The sequence below is a fragment of the Streptomyces sp. NPDC127108 genome (genome assembly GCF_042677545.1).
GTDB lineage: Bacteria > Actinomycetota > Actinomycetes > Streptomycetales > Streptomycetaceae > Streptomyces.
On the sequence record NZ_JBHXTE010000014.1, the window covers coordinates 100352 to 120872 of the forward strand.

A 20521-nucleotide genomic window follows, 5' to 3' on the forward strand; every position below is an offset into this window, starting at 1 on the left:
CTACGCCTCCGGGGCCTCGAACGTGCTGGTGCGCTTCATGCCCGCGGCCCGGCCCTTGCCGGAGATGACGAGCGCCATCTTGCGGCTGGCCTCGTCGATCATCTCGTCGCCGAGCATCGCGGAGCCCTTCTTGCCGCCCGCCTCGGACGTGTAGTAGTCGTACGCGTCCAGGATCAGCTCGGCGTGGTCGTAGTCCTCCTGGGACGGCGAGAAGATCTCGTTGGACGCCTCGACCTGGCCCGGGTGCAGCACCCACTTGCCGTCGAAGCCGAGCGCCGCGGCGCGCTGGGCGACCTCGCGGTAGCCGTCGATGTTGCGGATCTGGAGGTAGGGGCCGTCGATCGCCTGGAGGTTGTTGGCGCGGGCGGCCATCAGGATCTTCATCAGGATGTAGTGGTAGGCGTCCGCCGGGTAGCCGGGCGGCTGCTCGCCCACGACCAGCGACTTCATGTTGATCGACGCCATGAAGTCGGCCGGGCCGAAGATGATCGTCTCGACGCGCTGGGAGGCCGTCGCGATCTCGTTGACGTTGTTGAGGCCCTGGGCGTTCTCGATCTGCGCTTCGATGCCGATCTTGCCGACCTCGAAGCCCATCGTCTTCTCGATCTGGGTGAGCAGCAGGTCCAGGGCCACGACCTGCTGGGCGTCCTGGACCTTGGGCAGCATGATGCAGTCCAGGTTCGGCCCCGCGCCCTCGACGACGGTGACGACGTCGCGGTACGTCCACTCCGTCGTCCAGTCGTTGACGCGCACGACCCTGGTCTTGCCCGTCCAGTCGCCCTCGTTGAGGAACTTGACGATGGTGTGCCGCGCCTCCGGCTTGGCGAGCGGCGCGCACGCGTCCTCCAGGTCGAGGAACACCTGGTCGGCGGGCAGGCCCTGGGCCTTCTCCAGGAAGCGCGGGTTCGAGCCCGGCACGGCCAGGCAGGAGCGGCGCGGGCGGAGCCGGTTCACGGCGCCGGGCTGGGTCTGGGACGGGGTCATGCGGGGACCTCCAGGGGGTCGAGGTGGTTCGCTTTCCGGATCTCGTCGACGATACGGCCGATGATCTCCGTGATGCCGAAGTCCTTGGGGGTGAACACGGCGGCCACACCCGCCGCCTTCAGGTCCTCGGCGTCGCTGGTGGGGATGATGCCCCCGGCGATGACGGGAATGTCGTGCGCGCCCGCCGCGCGCAGACGCGTCAGGACGTCCGGCACGAGCTGCGCGTGCGAGCCGGAGAGGATCGACAGACCCACCGCGTGCACGTCCTCCGCGAGCGCGGCGTCCACGATCTGCTCGGGGGTCAGCCGGATGCCCTGGTAGACGACCTCGAACCCGGCGTCACGCGCGCGCACCGCGATCTGCTCGGCGCCGTTGGAGTGCCCGTCCAGGCCCGGCTTGCCGACCAGGAAGCGCAGCTTGCCGCTGCCGAGGTCGGCGGACGTCTTCTCGACCTTCTCGCGGACCAGGGCGAGCGGCGTGCCCGCCTCCGCGGTGACCGCCACCGGCGCCCCGGACACGCCCGTGGGCGCCCGGAACTCGCCGAAGACCTCCCGCAGCGCGCCCGCCCACTCGCCGGTCGTGACTCCGGAGCGCGCGCACTCCAGGGTGGCCTCCATCAGGTTGCCGGTCCCGGCCGCGACCTCCTTGAGCCGGTCGAGTGCCTGCTGGACGGTGGGGAAGTGGTACGGGTCGCCAAGGCCCTGCCGGTCCGAGGACTCCTGCCGGGTGGTGCGCCAGGAGCCGATGGCGTCCACGACGCGCGCCTCCACCGCCGGGTCGACCGTCATGATCGCCGTGTCCAGGTCGGCGGTGAGCGGGTTCGGCTCCGTCGTCTCGAAGACGTTCACACCGATGATCTTGTCCTCGCCGGCCTCGATCCGCGCCCGGCGCTCGGCGTGCGAGGACACCAGCTGCGCCTTCAGATAGCCCGACTCGACGGCGGCCATCGCGCCGCCCATCTGCTCGATGCGGTCCATCTCCGCGAGGGACTCCTCGACCAGGGCGTCCACCTTGGCCTCGATCACGTGCGAGCCCGCGAAGATGTCCTCGTACTCGAGCAGGTCGCTCTCGTGCGCGAGGACCTGCTGGATGCGCAGCGACCACTGCTGGTCCCAAGGGCGGGGCAGGCCGAGCGCCTCGTTCCAGGCGGGCAGCTGCACGGCACGCGCGCGTGCGTCCTTCGACAGCGTGACGGCGAGCATCTCCAGGACGATGCGCTGGACGTTGTTCTCCGGCTGCGCCTCGGTCAGGCCGAGCGAGTTGACCTGCACGCCGTAGCGGAAGCGGCGCTGCTTGGGGTTGGTGATGCCGTACCGCTCGCGCGCGACCCGGTCCCAGATGCGCCCGAAGGCCCGCATCTTGCACATCTCCTCGATGAACCGCACCCCGGCGTTCACGAAGAACGAGATCCGCGCGACCACGTCGCCGAACTTCTCCTCGGGCACCTGCCCGGACGCGCGCACCGCGTCGAGCACCGCGATCGCCGTGCTCATCGCGTACGCGACCTCCTGCACCGGCGTGGCCCCGGCCTCCTGCAGGTGGTAGCTGCAGATGTTGATCGGGTTCCACTTCGGGATGTTCGCCACCGTGTACGTGATCATGTCGGTGGTCAGCCGCAGGCTCGGCCCCGGCGGGAACACGTGCGTGCCGCGCGACAGGTACTCCTTGACGATGTCGTTCTGCGTCGTCCCCTGGAGCTGGGTGATGTCGGCGCCCTGCTCCTCGGCGACGACCTGGTACAGCGCGAGCAGCCACATGGCGGTCGCGTTGATCGTCATGGAGGTGTTCATCTGCTCCAGGGGGATGTCCTGGAACAGCCGCCGCATGTCGCCGAGATGGGACACCGGGACGCCGACCCGGCCCACCTCCCCGCGCGCGAGGATGTGGTCCGGGTCGTAGCCGGTCTGCGTCGGCAGGTCGAAGGCGACCGACAGGCCGGTCTGGCCCTTGGCGAGGTTGCGCCGGTACAGCTCGTTCGACGCCTCGGCCGTGGAGTGACCGGCGTAGGTGCGCATCAGCCACGGCCGGTCTTTCTGGCGCTCAGTCATGTATGGGCCCTCGCCCCTCAGATGTTGCGGAAGCGGTTGATGGCGTCGAGGTGCAGGGCCCGCTTCTCCGCGTCGCGCACGCCGAGTCCCTCCTCGGGCGCGAGCGCGAGGACGCCGACCTTGCCCTGGTGGAGGTTGCGGTGCACGTCGTAGGCGGCCTGCCCGGTGTCCTCCAGGGAGTACACCTTGGAGAGCGTCGGGTGGATCTTGCCCTTGGCGATCAGGCGGTTGGCCTCCCAGGCCTCGCGGTAGTTGGCGAAGTGCGAGCCGATGATGCGCTTCAGGGACATCCACAGATAGCGGTTGTCGTACTCGTGCATGTAGCCCGAGGTGGAGGCGCAGGTGGTGATGGTGCCGCCCTTGCGGGTGACGTAGACGGACGCGCCGAAGGTCTCGCGGCCGGGGTGCTCGAAGACGATGTCGATGTCCTCGCCGCCGGTGAACTCGCGGATGCGCTTGCCGAAGCGCTTCCACTCCTTGGGGTCCTGGGTGCGCTCGTCCTTCCAGAACCGGTAGCCCTCGGCGTTGCGGTCGATGATCGCCTCGGCGCCCATGGAGCGGCAGATCTCCGCCTTCTGCGGGCTGCTCACCACACAGATCGGGTTGGCGCCGCCGGCCAGCGCGAACTGCGTCGCGTACGAACCGAGTCCACCGCTCGCGCCCCAGATCAGGACGTTGTCGCCCTGCTTCATGCCGGCGCCGTTGCGGGAGACGAGCTGGCGGTACGCGGTGGAGTTCACCAGGCCGGGGGCCGCGGCCTCCTCCCAGCTCAGGTGGTCCGGCTTCGGCATCAGCTGGTTGGACTTCACCAGGGCGATCTCCGCGAGGCCGCCGAAGTTGGTCTCGAAGCCCCAGATGCGCTGCTCGGGGTCGAGCATCGTGTCGTTGTGGCCGTCGGAGGACTCCAGCTCCACGGACAGGCAGTGCGCGACGACTTCGTCACCGGGGTGCCAGGCGTTCACGCCGGGGCCGGTACGCAGGACGACGCCCGCGAGGTCGGAGCCGATGACGTGGTACGGCAGGTCGTGGCGCTTGGTGAGGTCGCTCAACTTGCCGTACCTCTCCAGGAACCCGAAGGTCGAGAGCGGCTCGAAGATGGACGTCCACACGGAGTTGTAGTTCACGGACGAGGCCATCACGGCCACCAGGGCCTCGCCCGGGCCGAGTTCGGGCACCGGCACCTCGTCCAGGTGCAGCGACTTGCGCGGGTCCTTGTCGCGCGTGGCGAGCCCGGTGAACATCTCCGTCTCGTCCTTGTGCACGGTCACCGCGCGGTACGACTCGGGCAGCGGCAGCGCGGCGAAGTCGGCGGCCGAGGTGTCCTGCGATTGGATCGCGTCCAGGATTTCCTGCATGGGTTGCCTCCGGCGAAGGGCGCTTCGAGGGGGAGCGCTCTGAGGGGTACGTCGGGGTGGTCCTTGAAAACGGGGTGGTGCCGTCGGTTCGGCGGAGGTGGTGCTCTGGCGGCGCCCTGGTGGGGCGCGGGGTGCCTGTGACGCAGGCGTCCGGGCGCGCTTGCCAGTGGCTCGCGGGGACAGCCGGTGGGGGAAGTTCTCCACCCGTCGGCCGCCCGGACAACATCAACGTATGACACCGCGTGCCAGTCGGCAAGACACTCAGTGCCAACAATTTCTCTCAGTTGTCACCGGGTGGGTTCATCTGAGCGATGATCGATCATTGCAGGTCAGGTGGGGTGCGGGTGGCTTTCCCTCGCGGGGCGCCCCAGTCCCGCCCCTTCTCCGAAACCGGGGCTGTGCCCCTGGACCCCCTGGGGGTGGGTGTCCCGTGCGGGTGGGACGGTCCTCCGCCGAATCGGCGCTCCGCGCCTCGTCCTCAAACGCCGGACGGGCTGAAAACTACTTCGCCGGGGCGGGCTGAAGGCACACCGGGGTGTGCCGAAGGTGCACCAGGGCGGGCTGAGGGGGCACCGAGGCGGGCTGAAGGTGCCGGGCTGTTGGTCAGCCGGTTCAAGGTTGGGCGGGTGGGTGGGAGAAAGCCTGTCCGGCGATTGAGGACGCGGCGCGAAGCGCCGAACGGGGGTGCGGGTCAGGTGCGGGTGCGGAGGGCCTTCTCGATGGTGCGCATGACCTCGTCGAGGGGCGCGTCCGTGCGGGCGACGGTGACGAGGACCTCGCCCCCGTCGGAGACGGTGGCCGCCGCCGAGGAGGGCGCCGTGTCCCGCCCGGCGGGGATGCCCGTGCCGAAGGTCCGCCGGACGATGCCGAAGGCGTGGTCCAGCTGCCCCTCCACGTCCCCCTGGCCCCCGGCCCGCAGCCAGCGCCGCAGGACGTGGTTGTGGGCCGTGACGACGGCGGACGCGGCGACCTCCGCGAGCAGCGGATCGTCGTTGCCGTGGTGGTGCGCGTGCTCGTCGAAGTGCCCGAGGAGATAGCGGGTGAAGAGCCGTTCGTAGCGCGCCACGGAGGCGATCTCACGCTCGCGCAGCGTGGGCACCTCACGCGTGAGCCGGTACCGCTCCACGGACACGGCGGGCGAGGCCGCGTACATCTTCATGACTTCCTTGATGCCGCGGCACACCGTGTCGAGCGGATGCTCGTGCGCGGGCGCCGCGTTGAGCACGGCCTCCGCGCGGATCAGGGTGTCGTCGTGGTCGGGGAAGATCGCCTCTTCCTTGGACCGGAAGTGACGGAAGAAGGTCCGGCGGGCCACCCCGGCCGCGGCGGCGATCTCGTCGACCGTCGTCGCCTCGTAGCCCTTGGACGCGAAGAGTTCCATGGCGGCGGCCGCCAGCTCGCGGCGCATCTTGAGCCGTTGTGCGGCGGCGCGGCTGCCCGCGGCGCTCTCCGGAGCGTCGGGCGTAGCTGTCGTACGTGAGGACTTGGCGGCCTTGGGCATGCCCCGAACGTACTGCATGTGCGCAGCTGAGTGCGCCTGCGGGACCGGGCTGCCCGACGGATCGAGCAGCCCGCCCCAGTCCGCGCGCTCGGCGCGCACCGCCTCGTGTGCTCTGGCCCCGGGGTCCGCGCGCCGGTCAGCGCCGGGCATATTCGCGGAATCCCCGGCCCGTCTTGCGGCCGAGGCAGCCCGCGGCCACCAGGTGTTCCAGGAGCGGCGCGGGGGCGAGCCCCGGCTCGCGGAACTCGCGGTGCAGCACCTTCTCGATGGCGAGCGAGACGTCCAGGCCGACGACGTCCAGGAGCTCGAAGGGCCCCATCGGGTAGCCGCCGCCGAGCTTCATGGCCGCGTCGATGTCGTCGAGGGACGCGTAGTGCTCCTGGACCATCTTGATCGCGTTGTTCAGGTAGGGGAAGAGCAGCGCGTTCACGATGAAACCGGCCCGGTCACCGCAGTCCACCGGGTGCTTCTTGATCGACGCGCACACCTCGCGGGCGGTGGCGTGCACGTCGTCCTCGGTCAGGACGGTGCGCACGACCTCGACGAGCTTCATGGCGGGCGCCGGGTTGAAGAAGTGCAGGCCGATCACGTCGCCGGGCCGTGAGGTGGCGCGGGCGCAGGCCACCACGGGCAGCGAGGACGTGGTGGTGGCGAGGACGGCACCGGGCTTGCAGACCTTGTCGAGCGTCGCGAACAGCTGCTGCTTGATCTCCAGGTCCTCGGCGACCGCCTCCAGGGCGAGGTCGACGTCGGCGAACGCGTCGTACGTACCGCTCGGAGTGATCCGGTCCAGCGTCTTCGCCGCCGCCTCGGACGTGAGCCGCCCCTTGTCGACGGAGCGCGAGAGCGACTTGGCGACCCGGGCCCTGGCCGCGACGGCCTTCTCCTCGCTGCGGGCGACGAGCACCACGTCGTACCCGGCCTTCGCGAAGACCTCCGCGATCCCGGACGCCATGGTGCCGGAACCGGCCACGCCGACGGAGCGGATCTCGCGCCCGCGCGCCTGCCGGGTGCCCTCCAGCGGAGTCGCCGCGTCCCGCACCACCTCGTCGCTGTCGGACGCCGCGTAGGTGTAGAAGCCCCGGCCCGACTTGCGCCCCGTCAGACCCGCCTCGCTGAGCTGCTTGAGGATCGGCGCGGGCGCGTGCAGCCGGTCCTGGGACTCGGCGTACATGGCGTCGAGGACGGTGCGGGCGGTGTCGACGCCGATCAGGTCGAGCAGCGCGAGCGGCCCCATCGGCAGGCCGCAGCCGAGCCGCATCGCCGCGTCGATGTCCTCGCGGCTCGCGTACTTGGCCTCGTACATCGCCGCGGCCTGGTTGAGGTAGCCGAAGAGCAGCCCGTCGGCGACGAAGCCCGGGCGGTCGCCGACGGCGACGGGCTCCTTGCCGAGCGCGCAGGCGAGGTCGGTCACCGCCGCCACGGCGGCCGGCGCGGTGAGCACCGACGAGACGACCTCGACGAGCTTCATGGCGGGCGCCGGGTTGAAGAAGTGCAGGCCCAACACCCGCTCCGGGTGCGCGGATTCGGCGGCGAGCCGGGTCACGGACAGCGCGTTCGTGCCGGTGGCGAGGACCGTGTCGGGGCGCACGATGCCGTCGAGCTCACGGAAGATCCGCTGCTTGATCTCGTACGACTCGGGGGCCACCTCGATCACCAGGTCGGCCTCGGCAGCCGCCCGCAGGTCGGTGAAGGCGCGGAAGCGGCTGAGGATGTCCTCGCGCTCGCCCTCGGTGAGCCGTTCGCGGCGCACGGCGCGCGCGGTGGAGGCCTCCAGGGCGGCGACGGCGTGGGCCGTGGCCTGTTCGCTGATGTCGATGCCGATGACCTCGCGGCCCGCGTGCGCGAGCACCTCGGCGATGCCGGTGCCCATCGTGCCGAGGCCGACGACGGCGACCGTGCTGAAGGGAGCGTCCATGTGTGGACTCCAGGAAGTGAGTGACGACTGAGGGGCGCACGCGCACGGCGCGTGGCGGGGGCGCACCGGACACGGGCCACGCGAGCGTGCGGGGCGACCGCGCGAGCGGGCGTGAAGTGGCGTACGGCGTGCGGAGGTTGCGCGAGAGGGGAACCGGCAGGCCCTGTCCCGTGGCCACGCCGTCCTGCGGTACGTGCGTACCGAACCGACAACACCCAAGACGGCTGCGTCACCAGGCCGTCAGGAGCTGAGATGCGAAGTGCGAGTACTGCGAACGAACTCTACGCGGGGAGTGTGCCCCGCTCACATGAGATTAACCCGCGAGTAACGAGCGCGCCAGCCCCCGGTGTCTGTGACGTCCGTCGCGACTAGGCTCGGCGCATGGATGCGGAGTTGCGGACGGTGACGGATCGCTTACGACGCGAGGCGGTGGCGTCGGGAGCGCTGGACGCGTACGAGAGACTGCTGGCCGCCGGTACCGCGGACGAGCTCGCGGGGGTGCTGCTCGCGGCCGGACAGCCCTTGTGGGCGCGGGAGTTGGCGGCGGTCAGGCTGGGGGTCCTGGGGGACCGGCGGGCCTTCGAGTCGCTGGTGCTGCTCCTGAACCACCGAGATCCGCCCCGCTGCGCCGCCGCCGCGTACGCCCTCGCGCGGCTCGGTGACCGGCGCACGGCGCGCGCGGCGGCGGCGCTCGCCACGAACGAACTGCGGGTGGCCTACGCCCTGCATCCGGTGCGACTCCTCACGGAACTGCGCGCCCCGGAGTCGGCGCCCGCGCTGATCGTCACCCTCCAGCGCCGCCTGACCCCCAACGACCCTTACGGCAAGGTCGCGCTGGCGTGCGTCGAGGGGCTCGGGGCCCTCGGGGACCCACGGGCCATACCGGTGCTCACGGCCGCCTGCGCGCACCCGCGCCTCGCGGCGGCCGCGGCGGCGGCGCTGGCCCGGGTGTCGGTGCGGGCGCAGGGTTCATGAAGGGTCACGAGGGCCGGTCGGGCGTGAGGCGGCGCAGGAGGCGCACGTAGGGGCTCCAGCGGGCGGGGCGGCGGACCGTGCCGGTCAGGGCGTGCTCCGCCCGGTCGAGGCTGTCCTCGAGGCAGGCGTCGTGGAAGGCGCGGTACGCCAGCGGCCAGGTCAGCCGGGCCGCGCCGCGAGCGCGCATCGTCAGGGTGTGGCGCAGGACCGTGTGCCCGCTGCCGTCGTCCAGCGGATGCACCGTGTACTCGTGGAACCCGTCGAATCCGCGCGGGCCGGTGAAGGCGAACCGCACCCACTGCCGGGGCGCGTACGCCGCCACGGTGTACCTGACCGGGCCGTGGCCGCCGCGCGACCCGGGCGTGAGCCCCCGGTCGAGCCTCATGGGCGGCCAGTCGGCCGTGGGCCACAGCGGGTCGTCTGCCCCGGCGAGGGCGTCGATGAGCCCGCCGACCGCGCTCGGCTCGACGGGCAGGAGGCGTTCGTGGACGTTGAGCACGGCCATGGTGGCTCCAAGGTCCTGAAGCGGGGGCTCCCGTTTTGGAGGGGCCTCTCTATTTAATTGGAGGGTACTCTCCAATACATGGCGAGACCACCCCGGTACGACGTGCACCGCTTTCTCGACGCCGCCGTCGAACTCGTCGCGGACTCGGGCCCGTCCGCGGTCACGATGGCGGCCGTGGCCAAGGCGGTCGGCGCGCCCAGCGGTTCGGTCTACCACCGGTTCCCGGGGCGTCCGGCGCTGCTCGCGGAGGTGTGGCTGCGGACCGTCGAGGGCTTCCAGGAGGGGTGGTTCGCGGCGCTGGGGTCGGGTGCCGGTGATCCGCGCGCGGCGGCCCGGGCGGCGGCCGTCCATGTGGTCGCGTGGAGCAGGGCGCACCCGCGCGCCGCGGCCCTGCTCCTGTACGGCGCCGCCGAGTTCGCCCAGGACGACTGGCCCGGGCCGAGCGTCCTGCGCGCGGAGGCGGGGCACCGGCGGGTGGGCGAGGCCGTGGCCGGGCTGTGCGCCGCGCTCGGCGCGGAGGCCGGGCCCGCCGCGGACCGGGTCGCGCTCGCCGTGATCGACCTGCCGCTGACGATCGTCCGCCGCCATCTGCGTCGGGGCGAGGAGCTGCCCGCGCACGCGGAGGAACTGGCGGGGGACAGTGCGCTGTTGCTGCTGGGCGACGGGCCCGGTCGGTACAGCTAGGCGTCCGTCGCGGCCTCCTCCGGGACCACCGCGAGTGCCTCGATCTCCATCAGGAACTCGGGCCCCATCAGCGCCGCCACCTGCACCGCCGACGCGGCGGGCAGCCGGGCCGGGTCGAGGAAGGCGTCGCGGGCGGCGCGGACCGCGGGCATGTGCGCCACGTCCGTGACGAAGTACGTCAGCTTGATCACGTCGTCGAAGTCCGCGCCCGCGGCCGCCAAGCAGCGCCGCAGGTTCTCGAAGACCTGGCGGGCCTGCGCCGCCGCGTCCCCCGCGCCGACCAGCTTGCCCTCCTCGTCCAGGGCGAGTTGACCGGAGACGGCGACGAGGCGGCCCGTGCCGGACACCACGTGGGTGTACGCGGTCGCGGGCGCGACCCCGTCGGGGGCGCTGATGTGTGTCAGTCGACTCATGGCCACCATGGTGGACCACGGCTCTGACAGCGCCCCCGGCGGAGTCCGGAGCCCGCGTACCGGCCGCGTGTCAGCCGCGGACGGCCGCGTGCGACCGGATGTCAGCCGCGGAAGCCCAACAGCCGGTGCAGTTCCGCCCCGCTGCTCGCCGCGTCGCCCCGGGTCGCGCCCGCGCGCGCCGCGCCCTTCGGCTTCGGTTCGGGCAGCGGCTTGCACACCGCGTCGACCTCACCGCCGCTGTGCGGCACCTTGCCGTTGGTCAGATACGTCGCCAGATACCGGTCCAGGCAGGCGTTCCCGCTCAGCGTGATGCCGTGGTTGCCGCCGCCCTGCTCCACCACCAGGCTCGATCCGCGCAGCTTGCGGTGCATGGTGATCGCGCCCTCGTACGGCGTGGCCGCGTCGTCGGTGGCCTGGAAGAGCAGCACCGGCGGCAGGGAGGTGTTGGTGACGTCGGGGTGGTGCAGCGACCGCACCGGCCAGAACGCGCACGGGGCGTTGTACCAGGCGTTGTTCCACGTCATGAACGGCGCCTTCGCGTGCGTGCGCCAGTTGTCGCGGCGCCACTGCGCCCAGTCACGCGGCCAGGCCGCGTCCCGGCATCCCACGGATGTGTACACCGAGTAGCTGTTGTCGCCCGCCGCGTCCACGGCGCCGAAGTTCTCGTACGCCTCGACCAGGAGGTCGGTGTCCTTGGTGCGCGCGTACGAGGAGAACGCCTCCGCCAGGAACGGCCAGTAGCCGTTGAAGTAGCCGCCCGGCATGAAGGTGTCCTCCAGCTCGGCGGCGCCGACCTTCTTGCCGGCCGGCTTCTTGGCCAGGGCGGCGCGCATGGCGTACCACCTGGCCTCGATCTTCGCCGGGTCCTTGCCGAGCCGGTACTGCTTGTGGTGCTTGGCCACCCAGGCCATGAAGGCCTTGTGGCGGCTGTCGAAGGCGTGGTCCTGGGTGAGGTTCGCGTCGTACCAGACGTTGTGCGGGTCGACCACGGAGTCCAGGACCATGCGGCGCACCCGGTCGGGGAACAGCTTCGCGTAGACGGCGCCGAGGTAGGTGCCGTACGAGTACCCGAAGTAGTTGATCTCGGGGGCGCCCACCGCCGCGCGGATCGCGTCCATGTCCTTGACCGCGCTCACCGTGTCGATGAACGGCAGGACGTCCGCGTACTTGGCGGCGCACGCCTCGGCGAAGGCCCGCGCCCGGTTGATGTTGGCCTTCTCCAGGGCGGCCGTGTGCGGCACCGTGGCGGGCCGTACCGGCTTGAAGTGGCCGGGGCGGCAGGTGAGGGCGGGCTTGCTCCTGCCGACGCCGCGCGGGTCGAAGCCGATGACGTCGTAGCCCGCGGCGACCTTCGCGGGAAGCGTCTTGGCGACGAACCCGGCCATGGACAGTCCGCTGCCGCCGGGGCCGCCGGGGTTCACCAGGAGGGGGCCCTGGTAGCGCTTGCCGGTGTGTGCGATCCGGGACAGGGCGAGCGTGATCTGCTCGCCGTGCGGGTGGTCGTGGTCGAGCGGCACCTTCAGGGAAGCGCACTGGAGCTTCGGGTGGTCCTTGGTGGCGCACTTCTTCCACGTGAGGGGGTGCGGGGTGTGCGCGGTGCGCGGCACGGCCCGGGTGTCGGTGCCCGCGGCGGACGGCACCGCCACGACGAGACCGGTCACCAGCGCGGCGGCGCCGCACAGTGAGACGGCGGTTGCTCTCATCGAGCCTCCCAGAGCGGAGGGTTCGGGGCCGCGAGGCCCACGACCCCCGCGGCATCGTCCCGGAAACCCCGCCGGGAAGCGGCGCTTCTCCGGGCGAACTACCTGAAAGGAGCATGACGAAGCCCGCCGATGGCCCAGCCGGGATCAGAGCAGCGTGAGCTGGGTGGCACCGGGTGCGGGGGCCGTCTCCCGGGGCTCCGGTATGCGGCGCGCGGCGCCCGCGCGGGACGGGCCGATGCCGAACTCCCGGGCCAGGTCGTGCACCTGGCGGGTGATGCGGCGCTGGTACCACTTCGGGGCGTACGCGCCGTCCGCGTACAGGCGCTCGTACCGCCGCACCAGATGCGGATGGTGGTGGGCGAGCCAGGCCATGAACCACTCCCGGGCGCCGGGCCGCAGATGCAGCGTCAGCGGCGTCACCGACGTCGCCCCTGCCGCCGCGATCGCCCGCACCGTGGCGCGCAGCTGGTCCGGGTGGTCGCCGAGGAAGGGGATCACCGGGGCCATCAGGACGCCGCACCCGATGCCGTGCTCGCTCAGGGTGCGCACGACCTCGAGGCGGCGCGCGGGGGCCGGGGTGCCCGGCTCGACCGTGCGCCACAGCATCTCGTCCAGGAAGCCCACGGACATCGAGATGCCGACGTCCGTGACGGCGGCGGCCTGCCGCAGCAGGTCCAGGTCGCGCAGGATCAGCGTGCCCTTGGTGAGGATCGAGAACGGGTTGGCGCGGTCGCGCAGGGCCGCGATGATGCCCGGCATGAGCGCGTACCGCCCCTCCGCGCGCTGGTAGCAGTCGACGTTGGTGCCCATCGCGATGTGCTCGCCGCCCCAGCGCGCCGAGGCGAGGTGGCGGCGGAGCAGCTCGGGCGCGTTGATCTTCACCACGATCTGGCTGTCGAAGTCCAGGCCCGTGTCCAGGTCCAGATACGCGTGCGTCCTGCGGGCGAAGCAGTACACGCACGCGTGCGTGCAGCCCCGGTAGGGGTTGACCGTCCACTCGAAGGGCATGCGTGACGCCCCCGGCACCCGGTTCACGATCGACCTCGCCCGCACCTCGTGGAAGGTGATGCCGCGGAACTCGGGGGTGTCGAAGGTCCGGGTGGTCACGGCGTCGGCGCCGAACAGGGCGGCGTCCGCGGCACCCCCTCGCGGCCCGTCGGACAGATTCTCCCAGCGCATGACGCCTCCTAGGTAGCACTGGCCACAGAATAGAACACATGTTCCCTTGATCGTGCGAACGTGGCCCGGACCCGATTTGGGGCGCCGGTGCGCGGGGTGGTTGGCTGACCGCTCAACCCTTGAGACACCCAACTGCTGGAGGAAGTGCAATGGCGCAGGTCGAGGCGACCACGGAGCGGATCATCGCGGCGCAGCCGGAGGACGTCTTCGATGCGCTGGCCGACTACAGCGGCACGCGCGCGAAGATCCTGTCGGAGCACTTCAGCGAGTACGAGGTGCGCGAGGGCGGCGACGGCGAGGGCACCCTCGTCCACTGGAAGCTCCAGGCCACCAGCAAGCGGATCCGCGACTGTCTGCTCGAGGTGAGCGAGCCCACCGACGGCGAACTCGTCGAGAAGGACCGCAACTCGTCCATGGTCACCACCTGGCGCGTGACCCCGGCGGGCGAGGGCTCCTCGCGCGTGGTCGTCGCCACCGTGTGGAACGGCGCGGGCGGCATCGGCGGCTTCTTCGAGAAGACCTTCGCCCCCAAGGGCCTCGCGCGGATCTACGACGCCGTGCTCGGCAAGCTCGCCGCCGAGGTCGAGAAGTAGCCCCACCCGGCCGGTTGGGGTCGCGCGCACGTCGGGCCCCGCCAACTCCCGTAACCCATCAGGGTTGTTGTCACGCTCACCGTTTCGAGTGGTTTCCGGAACGGTCCAGTTGTACGCCGTAGGGCTCCCACCGGCGCTTACGCGCGCCGGTGCGCGCCCGGGGGCGACTCGTCGCGCTTGCTCCAGTTGTCGCGTAATGCGAGAAATGGGCGGCGCAGGCGCGACGAGGGGAGCAGCAGGTGGGCGGGACGACGTTGGCGATGGGCGCCGGGCACGGCGAACGGGCGGCCACGCAGCCACCGGCGGCGGGCCCGGAGCGGAGCCGGGCCGCGGACCCGGACCAGCCGCGACCGGACGAGCACCAGCCGGACAAGGGCCCCCTCGCACAGGGACCACCACCGCCCCAGGACACCACCGGGACACCCCCGCACGGGCTCAGCCCCGCCCGGGTCCGGATGGTCTTCGTCGGCCTCATGCTCGCGCTGCTGCTCGCCGCGCTGGAGCAGATGATCGTCGCCACCGCGCTGCCGAAGATCGTCGGTGAGCTGCACGGCCTGGACAAGATGTCCTGGGCGATCACCGCGTACCTGCTGACCTCCACGGTCGGCCTGCCCATCTACGGCAAGCTCGGCGACCTCTTCGGACGCAAGGGCGTCTTCCAGTTCGCCATCGTCGTCTTCGTCATCGGCTCCGCCCTCGCGGGCGCCTCCCGCACCATGGACCAGCTCATCGCCTTCCGCGCGCTGCAGGGCGTCGGCGCGGGCGGCCTCATGATCGGCGTCCAGGCGATCATCGCCGACATCGTGCCGCCCCGCGCGCGGGGCCGCTACATGGGCCTCATCGGCGCCTCCTTCGGCCTGGCCTCCGTCGCCGGGCCGCTCCTCGGCGGCTTCTTCACCGACCACGTCTCCTGGCGCTGGTGCTTCTACTTCAACGTGCCGTTCGGCCTGGTCACCCTGCTCGTGGTGGCCCTCGTCCTGAAGCTGCCCAAGCCCGCGGCCCGAGGCCGGCTCGACGTGCTCGGCGCGCTCCTTCTCGTCGCCGCCTCCACCTGCCTGGTGCTCCTGACCAGTTGGGGCGGCACTGAGTACGCCTGGGGATCGCGCGTCATCCTCGGCCTCGCCGCCGGAGCGGTCGTGTCGACCGTGCTCTTCCTCGTCGCCGAGCGGTTCGCGGCAGAACCGATCATCCCGCTGCGCCTGTTCCGTGATTCCGTCTTCAACATCACGGGTCTCGTAGGGCTCGTCGTCGGCATCGCCCTCTTCGGAGCGGCCAGTTACCTGCCGACGTTCCTGCAGATGGTCGACGGCGCGAGCGCCACGGAGTCCGGACTCCTGATGCTGCCCATGATGGGCGGCGTCGTCGGCGCCTCCATCATCGCCGGTCAACTCATCAGCCACACCGGGCGCTACCGGATCTACCCGATCCTCGGCGGCGCCCTCTCCGTGGCGGGCATGTTCCTGCTCTCCCGGCTCGAGGCGGACACGCCCCGGCTGCACTACAGCATCTGGATGGCCGTACTCGGCGCCGGCGTCGGCCTGGTCATGCCCGTGCTCATCCTCGCCGTGCAGAACGCCGCGCCGCCCGCCGACCTCGGCACCGCGACCAGTGCCAACAACTACTTCCGGCAGATCGGCGGCAGCGTGGGCGCCGCGGTCTTCGGCACGCTCTTCGCCAGCCGCCTCACCGACGCCCTCGCCGAGGGCCTGCCCGCGGGCGCCGACCTGCCGGACGCCGAATCGATCACCCCCCAGCTCGTCCACGCGATGCCCGCCCCGCTGCGCGAGGGCTACATCCAGGCGTACGCCGACGCGATGCCACGGATCTTCCTCTACCTGGTCCCGGTCCTCGTCCTCGGCCTGCTGCTCGCCTTCTTCCTCAAGGAGACCCCCCTCGTGTCCAGCGCCGTGTCCTCGAAAGCCCCGCACGCCCCCCTCGGCGAGCAGGCCGCCGTCCCGGGAGCCCGGGCCCCGTACGCCCCCGGAGTGCCCGTCTGCGGCACCGTGCAGCACCCGGACGGCACCGTCGTGCCCCGCGCCGCCCTGACCCTCATCGACGTCGCGGGCCAGCAGATCGGGCGCGGCGCCAGCGGCGACGACGGGCGGTACGCGCTCGGCACCCCCGGCGCCGGATCGTTCGTCCTGATCGCCGCGGCGGGCGGCCACCAGCCGCAGGCCGTCACCGTCACCGTCGGCGAGCGCCCCGTGGAACTCGACGTGGTCCTCGGCGGCGCGGGCCGCCTCGCCGGGAGCGTGCGCACCGCCGACGGCTCGCCCGTCCGGGACGCCGCCGTCACCCTCACCGACGTCCGCGGCGATGTCGTCGCCACCGCCCGCAGCGGCCGCGAGGGCGCGTACGCGATCACGGAACTGGTCGCGGGGGAGTACACACTGGCCGCGAGCGCGCCCGCGTTCCGCCCCGCGGCCCTGCCCGTCAGCGTGCAGGCGTCCCGCGAGACCCGCCAGGACATCGAGCTGGCCGGGGGAGCGGTCCTGCGCGGCACCGTGCGGGCCGGCGGCGGGCGGCCCGTGGAGGACGCCCGCGTCACGCTCCTCGACGCGGCGGGCAACGTCGTCGACACCCTGACCACGGGCGCCGACGGCACGTTCCGCTTCGTCGACCTGTCCTCCGGCGAGTACACGGTGATCGCCGCCGGATACCCGCCGGTCGCCACGGTGCTCCAAGTCGCGGGCGGCGGACGGACGGAGCGGGACCTGCAGCTGGGCCACGAGGACTGAGCGCACACCCCCGGGGAGCGCGCCGGGCGCTCCGGAGGCGCCCCCGCGGCGGGCCAATTCGCCGATAGCGCCGCACCGCAACCTGATGCCGCCGTACGGTGGTTGGGGGCATTGCGCGGGTTGGGGGCGTTGCAGATCGTGCCCTGCCGAGGGAAGGAGCCGAGGCCATGGAGCGTGAGATCCCGGACGGTGAGCCGGTGACCCGCGGCGGCATGTCCGGCCGAGTCCCGCTGGCCGTGGTCGTCGTCGACGGGGACGGCCTCGTCTCCCACTGGAGCACCGGCGCACGACGCCTGTTCGGGTACACCAGGGAAGAAGCCGTGGGCCGCCCCGCCGGTGACCTCCTGCCCGTCTCCGGAGCCCTCCCGCAGGGCGGCGGCACCTACGAGGAGTACGACGCGCTCGGCCCCGACCTCGGCAGCTCCCTCGACGGACGGCTCTCCTACCCCGCCGCGGGCCGGGCCCGCCTGACCGCGTCGACCCGCGAACGCGAGCGCATCGACGTCCTGTGGTGGGCCTACCCGCTCGTCGGACCGGGTCCTGAGCGGCTGCTCGTGCTCGCCGCCGACGCCGCCCGCCTCGCCGCCGGGGGCGACCCGGACACCGAACGGGTCGAGCGCATAGCGCCCGGATTCGCGCTGCACACCGACTTCCCCGGCGCCGACGAACTCGCGGACCGCCTCCCCGAGATCCTGCCGAGCATGAGTGTCTCCGAGAGCGCCCGCATCGCCGCCCAGGTCCTCGAACTGGGCTATCCCGTCCTGGAGTTCAGCCGGCACGACCGCGTGCCCGTCACCCCCGACTGGGGCGTCCCGCGCCGCGCCGAGCGCCGGGCCCGCAGACAGCGCGCAGAAGCGGCCGCCGCCGCCGGGCACACGCCCCCGCCCGCGGCGGACGCCGACGACGGCGAGGACCTCGAATACGCGGCGGTGCGCGAGCGCCTGGAGTTCCTCAACGAGGTCAGCGGGCGCATCGGCACCTCCCTCGACCTGTCCCGCACCATCGTCGAGGTCAGCAAGGCCGTCGTGCCGCGCTTCACCGACGTCGCGGGCACCTATCTGCGCGAGCAGGTCGTCGCGGGCGAGGGCTTCCCCGAGGGCCCGCCCGACGAGACCACCCTGTGGCACCGCGTCGCCGTGGAGCACACGGACGAGCCGGGCCGCTGGGACGACGTCGTGCCCGTCGGCGAGTCCATGCCGTTCCCCGCGCACACGCCGTTCTTCCAGTGCATGACGTCGGGCGACCCCGTCCTCGTGCCGCGCATCACCGAGGAGATGGGCAACGCCATCGCCTCCCAGTTCGAGAAGCGCGACATCCGGCCGCTGATCAACCACCGCTCGATGCTGGTCGTGCCCCTGAAGGCACGCAACGTCGTCCTCGGCTTCATGATCCTGCTGCGCCACCGCGAGCGGCCCGTCTTCAACGACATGGACCGCGTCACCGGCGCCGAACTGGCCGCCCGCGCCGGGCTCGTCCTGGACAACGCCCGCATGTACACGTACCAGGAGTCGGTCGCCGACACCCTCCAGGACAGCATGCTGCCGCACATCCAGCCCCGCATGTCCGGCTGCGACATCGCCACCCGCTACCTCCCGGGCACCCTGCTCGGCCGCGTCGGCGGCGACTGGTTCGACTCCGTGAAGCTCCCCGGCGCCCGCACCGCCCTCGTCGTCGGCGACGTCATGGGACACGGCCTGAACTCCGCGGCGATGATGGGCCAGTTGCGTACGGCCGTGCAGACCATGGCCGCCCTCGACCTGCCGCCCGCCCAGCTCCTGCGCAACCTCGACGACCTCGCGCAGCGGCTCGGCGAGCACTACCTGGCGACGTGTCTGTACGCGGTGTACGACCCGATCGCCGGAGAGCTCCACCTGGCCAACGCGGGCCACATCCCGCCCGTCCTGGTGCGCGCCCTGGACGGGCGCAGCGAACTGCTCGACCTGCCCACCGGCGCGCCCATCGGCGTCGGCGGTGTGCCGTTCGAGTCGGTGCGGGTCCGGGTCGCGCCCGGCGACCGCCTGCTGATGTGCACCGACGGCCTGGTCGAGGTGCGCGGCGAGGACATCGGCGTGGGCCTCGCCGCCCTCGTCGAGTCGGCCGCCCACCCCGCCGCCTCCATGGACGACGCCTGCGACACGATCATCCGCGCGCTCGCCGCGACCTTCTCGGCGGCGGGCCGCGGCGGCCGCAAGGACGACGTCGCCCTGCTGATGGCCCGGTTGAACGGCGTGTCCTCCGCCGACGTCGGGCACTGGCGGCTCGCCCCCGACCCCAGCGAGGTCAGCAGGGCCCGCGACCTGGTCCGCCGCCAACTGCACGCGTGGGGCCTCGACGCCATCAGCGACACCGCCGTGCTCCTGGCCAGCGAACTCGTCACGAATGCCGTACGACACGCGCGCGGCAGCCGCATCGGCCTCCGCCTGGTCCGCTCCGGCCAGCTCCTGTGCGAGGTCGAGGACAGCGACGCGACCCTGCCGACGCTGCTCAGCGCGGGTCCCGCCGACGAGTTCGGGCGGGGGCTGCGCATCGTCACCAGCCTCGCCAAGGAGTGGGGGACCAGCCGGACGAGCACGGGCAAGACCGTGTGGTTCGAGCTGTCCCCGCAGCGCCGCTGACCGGCTTCCGGCTCGGCGTCAGACGGTGGTGATCCGCACCGGCAGTTCCTTGATGCCGTTGACGAAGTTGGACCGGACCCGGCGTACGGGGCCGCTGAGGCGGACGTCGGCGACGCGCGGGACGAGTTCCTCGAACATGATGCGGATCTCGGTGCGCGCGAGGAGATTGCCCAGGCACAGGTGCGGGCTCGACTTGCCGAAGGTGAGGTGGTCGTTCGAGGCGCGGGTGACGTCGAAGGCGTACGGGTCGGGGAAGACGGTCTCGTCGCGGTTGCCGGAGGCGAACCACATGACGACCTTGTCGCCCTCCTTGATGTGTTTGCCGCCGAGTTCGGTGTCGCGGGTCGCGGTGCGGCGGAAGTGGTACACGGGGGAGGCCCAGCGCAGGAACTCCTCGACGGCGGCCGGGATGAGGGACGGGTCCTCGCGGAGCCGGTCGAGCTGGTCGGGGTGCTCGATGAGGGCGAGCAGGGCGTGCGAGATGGCGTGTCGGGTGGTCTCGTTGCCCGCGACGACGAGGAGCAGGAAGTAGTTGTCGAAGTCCTGCGGGGAGAGCGGGACGCCGTCGCGGGGGAGTTCGTTGACCAGGCGCGAGACGAGGTCGGTCCCGGTGCCGCCGCGCCGCTGCCGGGCCAGCTCGCGGCCGTAGGCGAAGACCTCGGTGGCCGCGGGCGAGCGGAACGGCAGGTCCCGGTAGCGCTCGCTGTCCTCGCTGCCGAGCAGGACGTCGGCGTAGTCGGGGTCCGTGTTGCCGATGAGGCGGTTGCCCCAGTCGATCAGGCGGCGGTTGTCCTCGGCGGGGACGTCGAGCAGGCGGGCCAGGACGTTGATGGGGAAGTCGGCCGAGACGTGTGAGACGAAGTCGAAGGTGCCGTGCGGCAGGGCCGCGTCCAGCGTGCGGGCGGTCAGGCCGCGCAGGAAGTCGGTGTAGCCGCTGATGACGCTGTGTCCGAACTGCCGCTGGAGCAGGGCGCGCAGGGCGCGGTGGCGGGTTCCGTCCAGCTCCAGGAGCGAGGCGCGCAGCGCGATCTGGTCGTCGTCGACCTCTTCGAGGTTGACGAACCGGGTCGAGGTGAAGGTGTCCGGGTCGCGGTCGACGCGCGTGATGTCCGCGTGGCGGGTGACGGCCCAGAAGCCGGAGTTGGGCGCCGCCTCGGGCTGCCAGTGGACGGGTTCCCGGTGGCGCAGGGTGTGGAACATGCGCCAGGGGCTGAGGCCGTCGGTGAAGCGGTCGAGGTCGGTGAGGTCGACGTCGTCGAGGGGCAGGGGCTCGAAGGGTGCGGACGGCGCCATCACATGCTCCTTCAGGG

Annotated in this window: 15 protein-coding genes; 5 read left to right on the forward strand and 10 right to left on the reverse strand. The window is 71.9% G+C overall.

What is annotated here, in order from left to right; genetic code table 11:
- The 5 genes from ACFVHO_RS14155 to ACFVHO_RS14175 all read right to left on the reverse strand — a co-directional run bounded on the left by ACFVHO_RS14155 (position 1) and on the right by ACFVHO_RS14175 (position 7806).
- Positions 1 to 984 (reverse strand): HpcH/HpaI aldolase/citrate lyase family protein, encoded by a 984-nt coding sequence (locus ACFVHO_RS14155; protein WP_385713341.1) that lies wholly within the window; start codon positions 982 to 984, stop codon positions 1 to 3.
- Positions 981 to 3032, reverse strand: a complete 2052-nt coding sequence (locus ACFVHO_RS14160; RefSeq protein ID WP_385713343.1) for a protein meaA — start codon at positions 3030 to 3032, stop codon at positions 981 to 983. The genes ACFVHO_RS14155 and ACFVHO_RS14160 overlap by 4 nt, the downstream gene beginning before the upstream one ends.
- A 17-nt stretch (positions 3033 to 3049) precedes the next feature.
- Positions 3050 to 4387, reverse strand: a complete 1338-nt coding sequence (ccrA, locus tag ACFVHO_RS14165) for a crotonyl-CoA carboxylase/reductase (RefSeq protein ID WP_385713344.1) — start codon at positions 4385 to 4387, stop codon at positions 3050 to 3052.
- 691 nt (positions 4388 to 5078) lie between these two features.
- The gene (locus tag ACFVHO_RS14170) at positions 5079 to 5906 is read right to left on the reverse strand and encodes a TetR family transcriptional regulator (RefSeq protein ID WP_385713486.1); all 828 of its coding nucleotides are present in this window, start codon (positions 5904 to 5906) and stop codon (positions 5079 to 5081) included.
- Between the two features lie 118 nt (positions 5907 to 6024).
- Positions 6025 to 7806, reverse strand: coding sequence for a 3-hydroxyacyl-CoA dehydrogenase family protein (locus ACFVHO_RS14175; RefSeq protein WP_385713346.1), 1782 nt, complete (start codon positions 7804 to 7806; stop codon positions 6025 to 6027).
- Positions 7807 to 8187: 381 nt separating this feature from the next.
- Here ACFVHO_RS14175 and ACFVHO_RS14180 point away from each other — a divergent pair, with 381 nt between their 5' ends.
- Positions 8188 to 8781: an adenylosuccinate lyase gene (locus ACFVHO_RS14180; RefSeq protein ID WP_385713347.1), complete on the forward strand. Its 594-nt coding sequence runs from the start codon at positions 8188 to 8190 to the stop codon at positions 8779 to 8781.
- A 4-nt stretch (positions 8782 to 8785) separates the two neighbouring features.
- Here ACFVHO_RS14180 and ACFVHO_RS14185 read toward each other — a convergent pair whose 3' ends face one another.
- Positions 8786 to 9286 (reverse strand): SRPBCC family protein, encoded by a 501-nt coding sequence (locus ACFVHO_RS14185; RefSeq protein ID WP_385713349.1) that lies wholly within the window; start codon positions 9284 to 9286, stop codon positions 8786 to 8788.
- Positions 9287 to 9364: 78 nt separating this feature from the next.
- Between ACFVHO_RS14185 and ACFVHO_RS14190 the strand changes: the two genes are divergently transcribed.
- Positions 9365 to 9970, forward strand: coding sequence for a TetR/AcrR family transcriptional regulator (locus ACFVHO_RS14190; RefSeq protein WP_385713351.1), 606 nt, complete (start codon positions 9365 to 9367; stop codon positions 9968 to 9970).
- Here the strand turns inward: ACFVHO_RS14190 and ACFVHO_RS14195 are convergent.
- The 3 genes from ACFVHO_RS14195 to ACFVHO_RS14205 all read right to left on the reverse strand — a co-directional run bounded on the left by ACFVHO_RS14195 (position 9967) and on the right by ACFVHO_RS14205 (position 13265).
- The gene (locus ACFVHO_RS14195; RefSeq protein ID WP_385713353.1) at positions 9967 to 10383 is read right to left on the reverse strand and encodes a RidA family protein; all 417 of its coding nucleotides are present in this window, start codon (positions 10381 to 10383) and stop codon (positions 9967 to 9969) included. The genes ACFVHO_RS14190 and ACFVHO_RS14195 overlap by 4 nt on opposite strands.
- Positions 10384 to 10484: 101 nt before the next feature.
- The gene (locus ACFVHO_RS14200) at positions 10485 to 12086 is read right to left on the reverse strand and encodes an alpha/beta hydrolase (RefSeq protein WP_385713354.1); all 1602 of its coding nucleotides are present in this window, start codon (positions 12084 to 12086) and stop codon (positions 10485 to 10487) included.
- 144 nt (positions 12087 to 12230) lie between these two features.
- Positions 12231 to 13265, reverse strand: coding sequence for an Rv2578c family radical SAM protein (locus ACFVHO_RS14205; RefSeq protein WP_385713356.1), 1035 nt, complete (start codon positions 13263 to 13265; stop codon positions 12231 to 12233).
- A gap of 149 nt (positions 13266 to 13414) precedes the next feature.
- On the opposite strand from ACFVHO_RS14205, the gene ACFVHO_RS14210 reads away from it, so the two are divergent.
- The 3 genes from ACFVHO_RS14210 (at position 13415) to ACFVHO_RS14220 (ending at position 19211) form a co-directional block, all read left to right on the forward strand.
- Positions 13415 to 13858, forward strand: a complete 444-nt coding sequence (locus ACFVHO_RS14210; RefSeq protein WP_385713358.1) for an SRPBCC family protein — start codon at positions 13415 to 13417, stop codon at positions 13856 to 13858.
- 239 nt (positions 13859 to 14097) lie between these two features.
- The gene (locus tag ACFVHO_RS14215; RefSeq protein ID WP_385713360.1) at positions 14098 to 16596 is read left to right on the forward strand and encodes an MFS transporter; all 2499 of its coding nucleotides are present in this window, start codon (positions 14098 to 14100) and stop codon (positions 16594 to 16596) included.
- 167 nt (positions 16597 to 16763) lie between these two features.
- Positions 16764 to 19211 carry a SpoIIE family protein phosphatase gene (locus ACFVHO_RS14220; RefSeq protein ID WP_385713362.1) on the forward strand — a complete coding sequence of 816 codons (2448 nt, stop codon included), beginning with the start codon at positions 16764 to 16766 and terminating at the stop codon, positions 19209 to 19211.
- 18 nt (positions 19212 to 19229) lie between these two features.
- Here the strand turns inward: ACFVHO_RS14220 and ACFVHO_RS14225 are convergent, their stop codons facing one another.
- Positions 19230 to 20504, reverse strand: a complete 1275-nt coding sequence (locus ACFVHO_RS14225) for a cytochrome P450 (protein WP_385713364.1) — start codon at positions 20502 to 20504, stop codon at positions 19230 to 19232.
- Positions 20505 to 20521 lie beyond the last annotated feature (17 nt).

Coding starts and splice junctions, on each gene's coding strand:
- ACFVHO_RS14175 (WP_385713346.1), bottom strand. CDS start 7,806: ATGGACGCTCCCTTCAGCACGGTCGCCGTCGTCGGCCTCGGCACGATG.
- ACFVHO_RS14210 (WP_385713358.1), top strand. CDS start 13,415: ATGGCGCAGGTCGAGGCGACCACGGAGCGGATCATCGCGGCGCAGCCG.
- ACFVHO_RS14180 (WP_385713347.1), top strand. CDS start 8,188: ATGGATGCGGAGTTGCGGACGGTGACGGATCGCTTACGACGCGAGGCG.
- ACFVHO_RS14225 (WP_385713364.1), bottom strand. CDS start 20,504: ATGGCGCCGTCCGCACCCTTCGAGCCCCTGCCCCTCGACGACGTCGAC.
- ACFVHO_RS14205 (WP_385713356.1), bottom strand. CDS start 13,265: ATGCGCTGGGAGAATCTGTCCGACGGGCCGCGAGGGGGTGCCGCGGAC.
- ACFVHO_RS14195 (WP_385713353.1), bottom strand. CDS start 10,383: ATGAGTCGACTGACACACATCAGCGCCCCCGACGGGGTCGCGCCCGCG.
- ACFVHO_RS14220 (WP_385713362.1), top strand. CDS start 16,764: ATGGAGCGTGAGATCCCGGACGGTGAGCCGGTGACCCGCGGCGGCATG.
- ACFVHO_RS14170 (WP_385713486.1), bottom strand. CDS start 5,906: ATGCAGTACGTTCGGGGCATGCCCAAGGCCGCCAAGTCCTCACGTACG.
- ccrA (WP_385713344.1), bottom strand. CDS start 4,387: ATGCAGGAAATCCTGGACGCGATCCAATCGCAGGACACCTCGGCCGCC.
- ACFVHO_RS14160 (WP_385713343.1), bottom strand. CDS start 3,032: ATGACTGAGCGCCAGAAAGACCGGCCGTGGCTGATGCGCACCTACGCC.
- ACFVHO_RS14155 (WP_385713341.1), bottom strand. CDS start 984: ATGACCCCGTCCCAGACCCAGCCCGGCGCCGTGAACCGGCTCCGCCCG.
- ACFVHO_RS14200 (WP_385713354.1), bottom strand. CDS start 12,086: ATGAGAGCAACCGCCGTCTCACTGTGCGGCGCCGCCGCGCTGGTGACC.
- ACFVHO_RS14185 (WP_385713349.1), bottom strand. CDS start 9,286: ATGGCCGTGCTCAACGTCCACGAACGCCTCCTGCCCGTCGAGCCGAGC.
- ACFVHO_RS14190 (WP_385713351.1), top strand. CDS start 9,365: ATGGCGAGACCACCCCGGTACGACGTGCACCGCTTTCTCGACGCCGCC.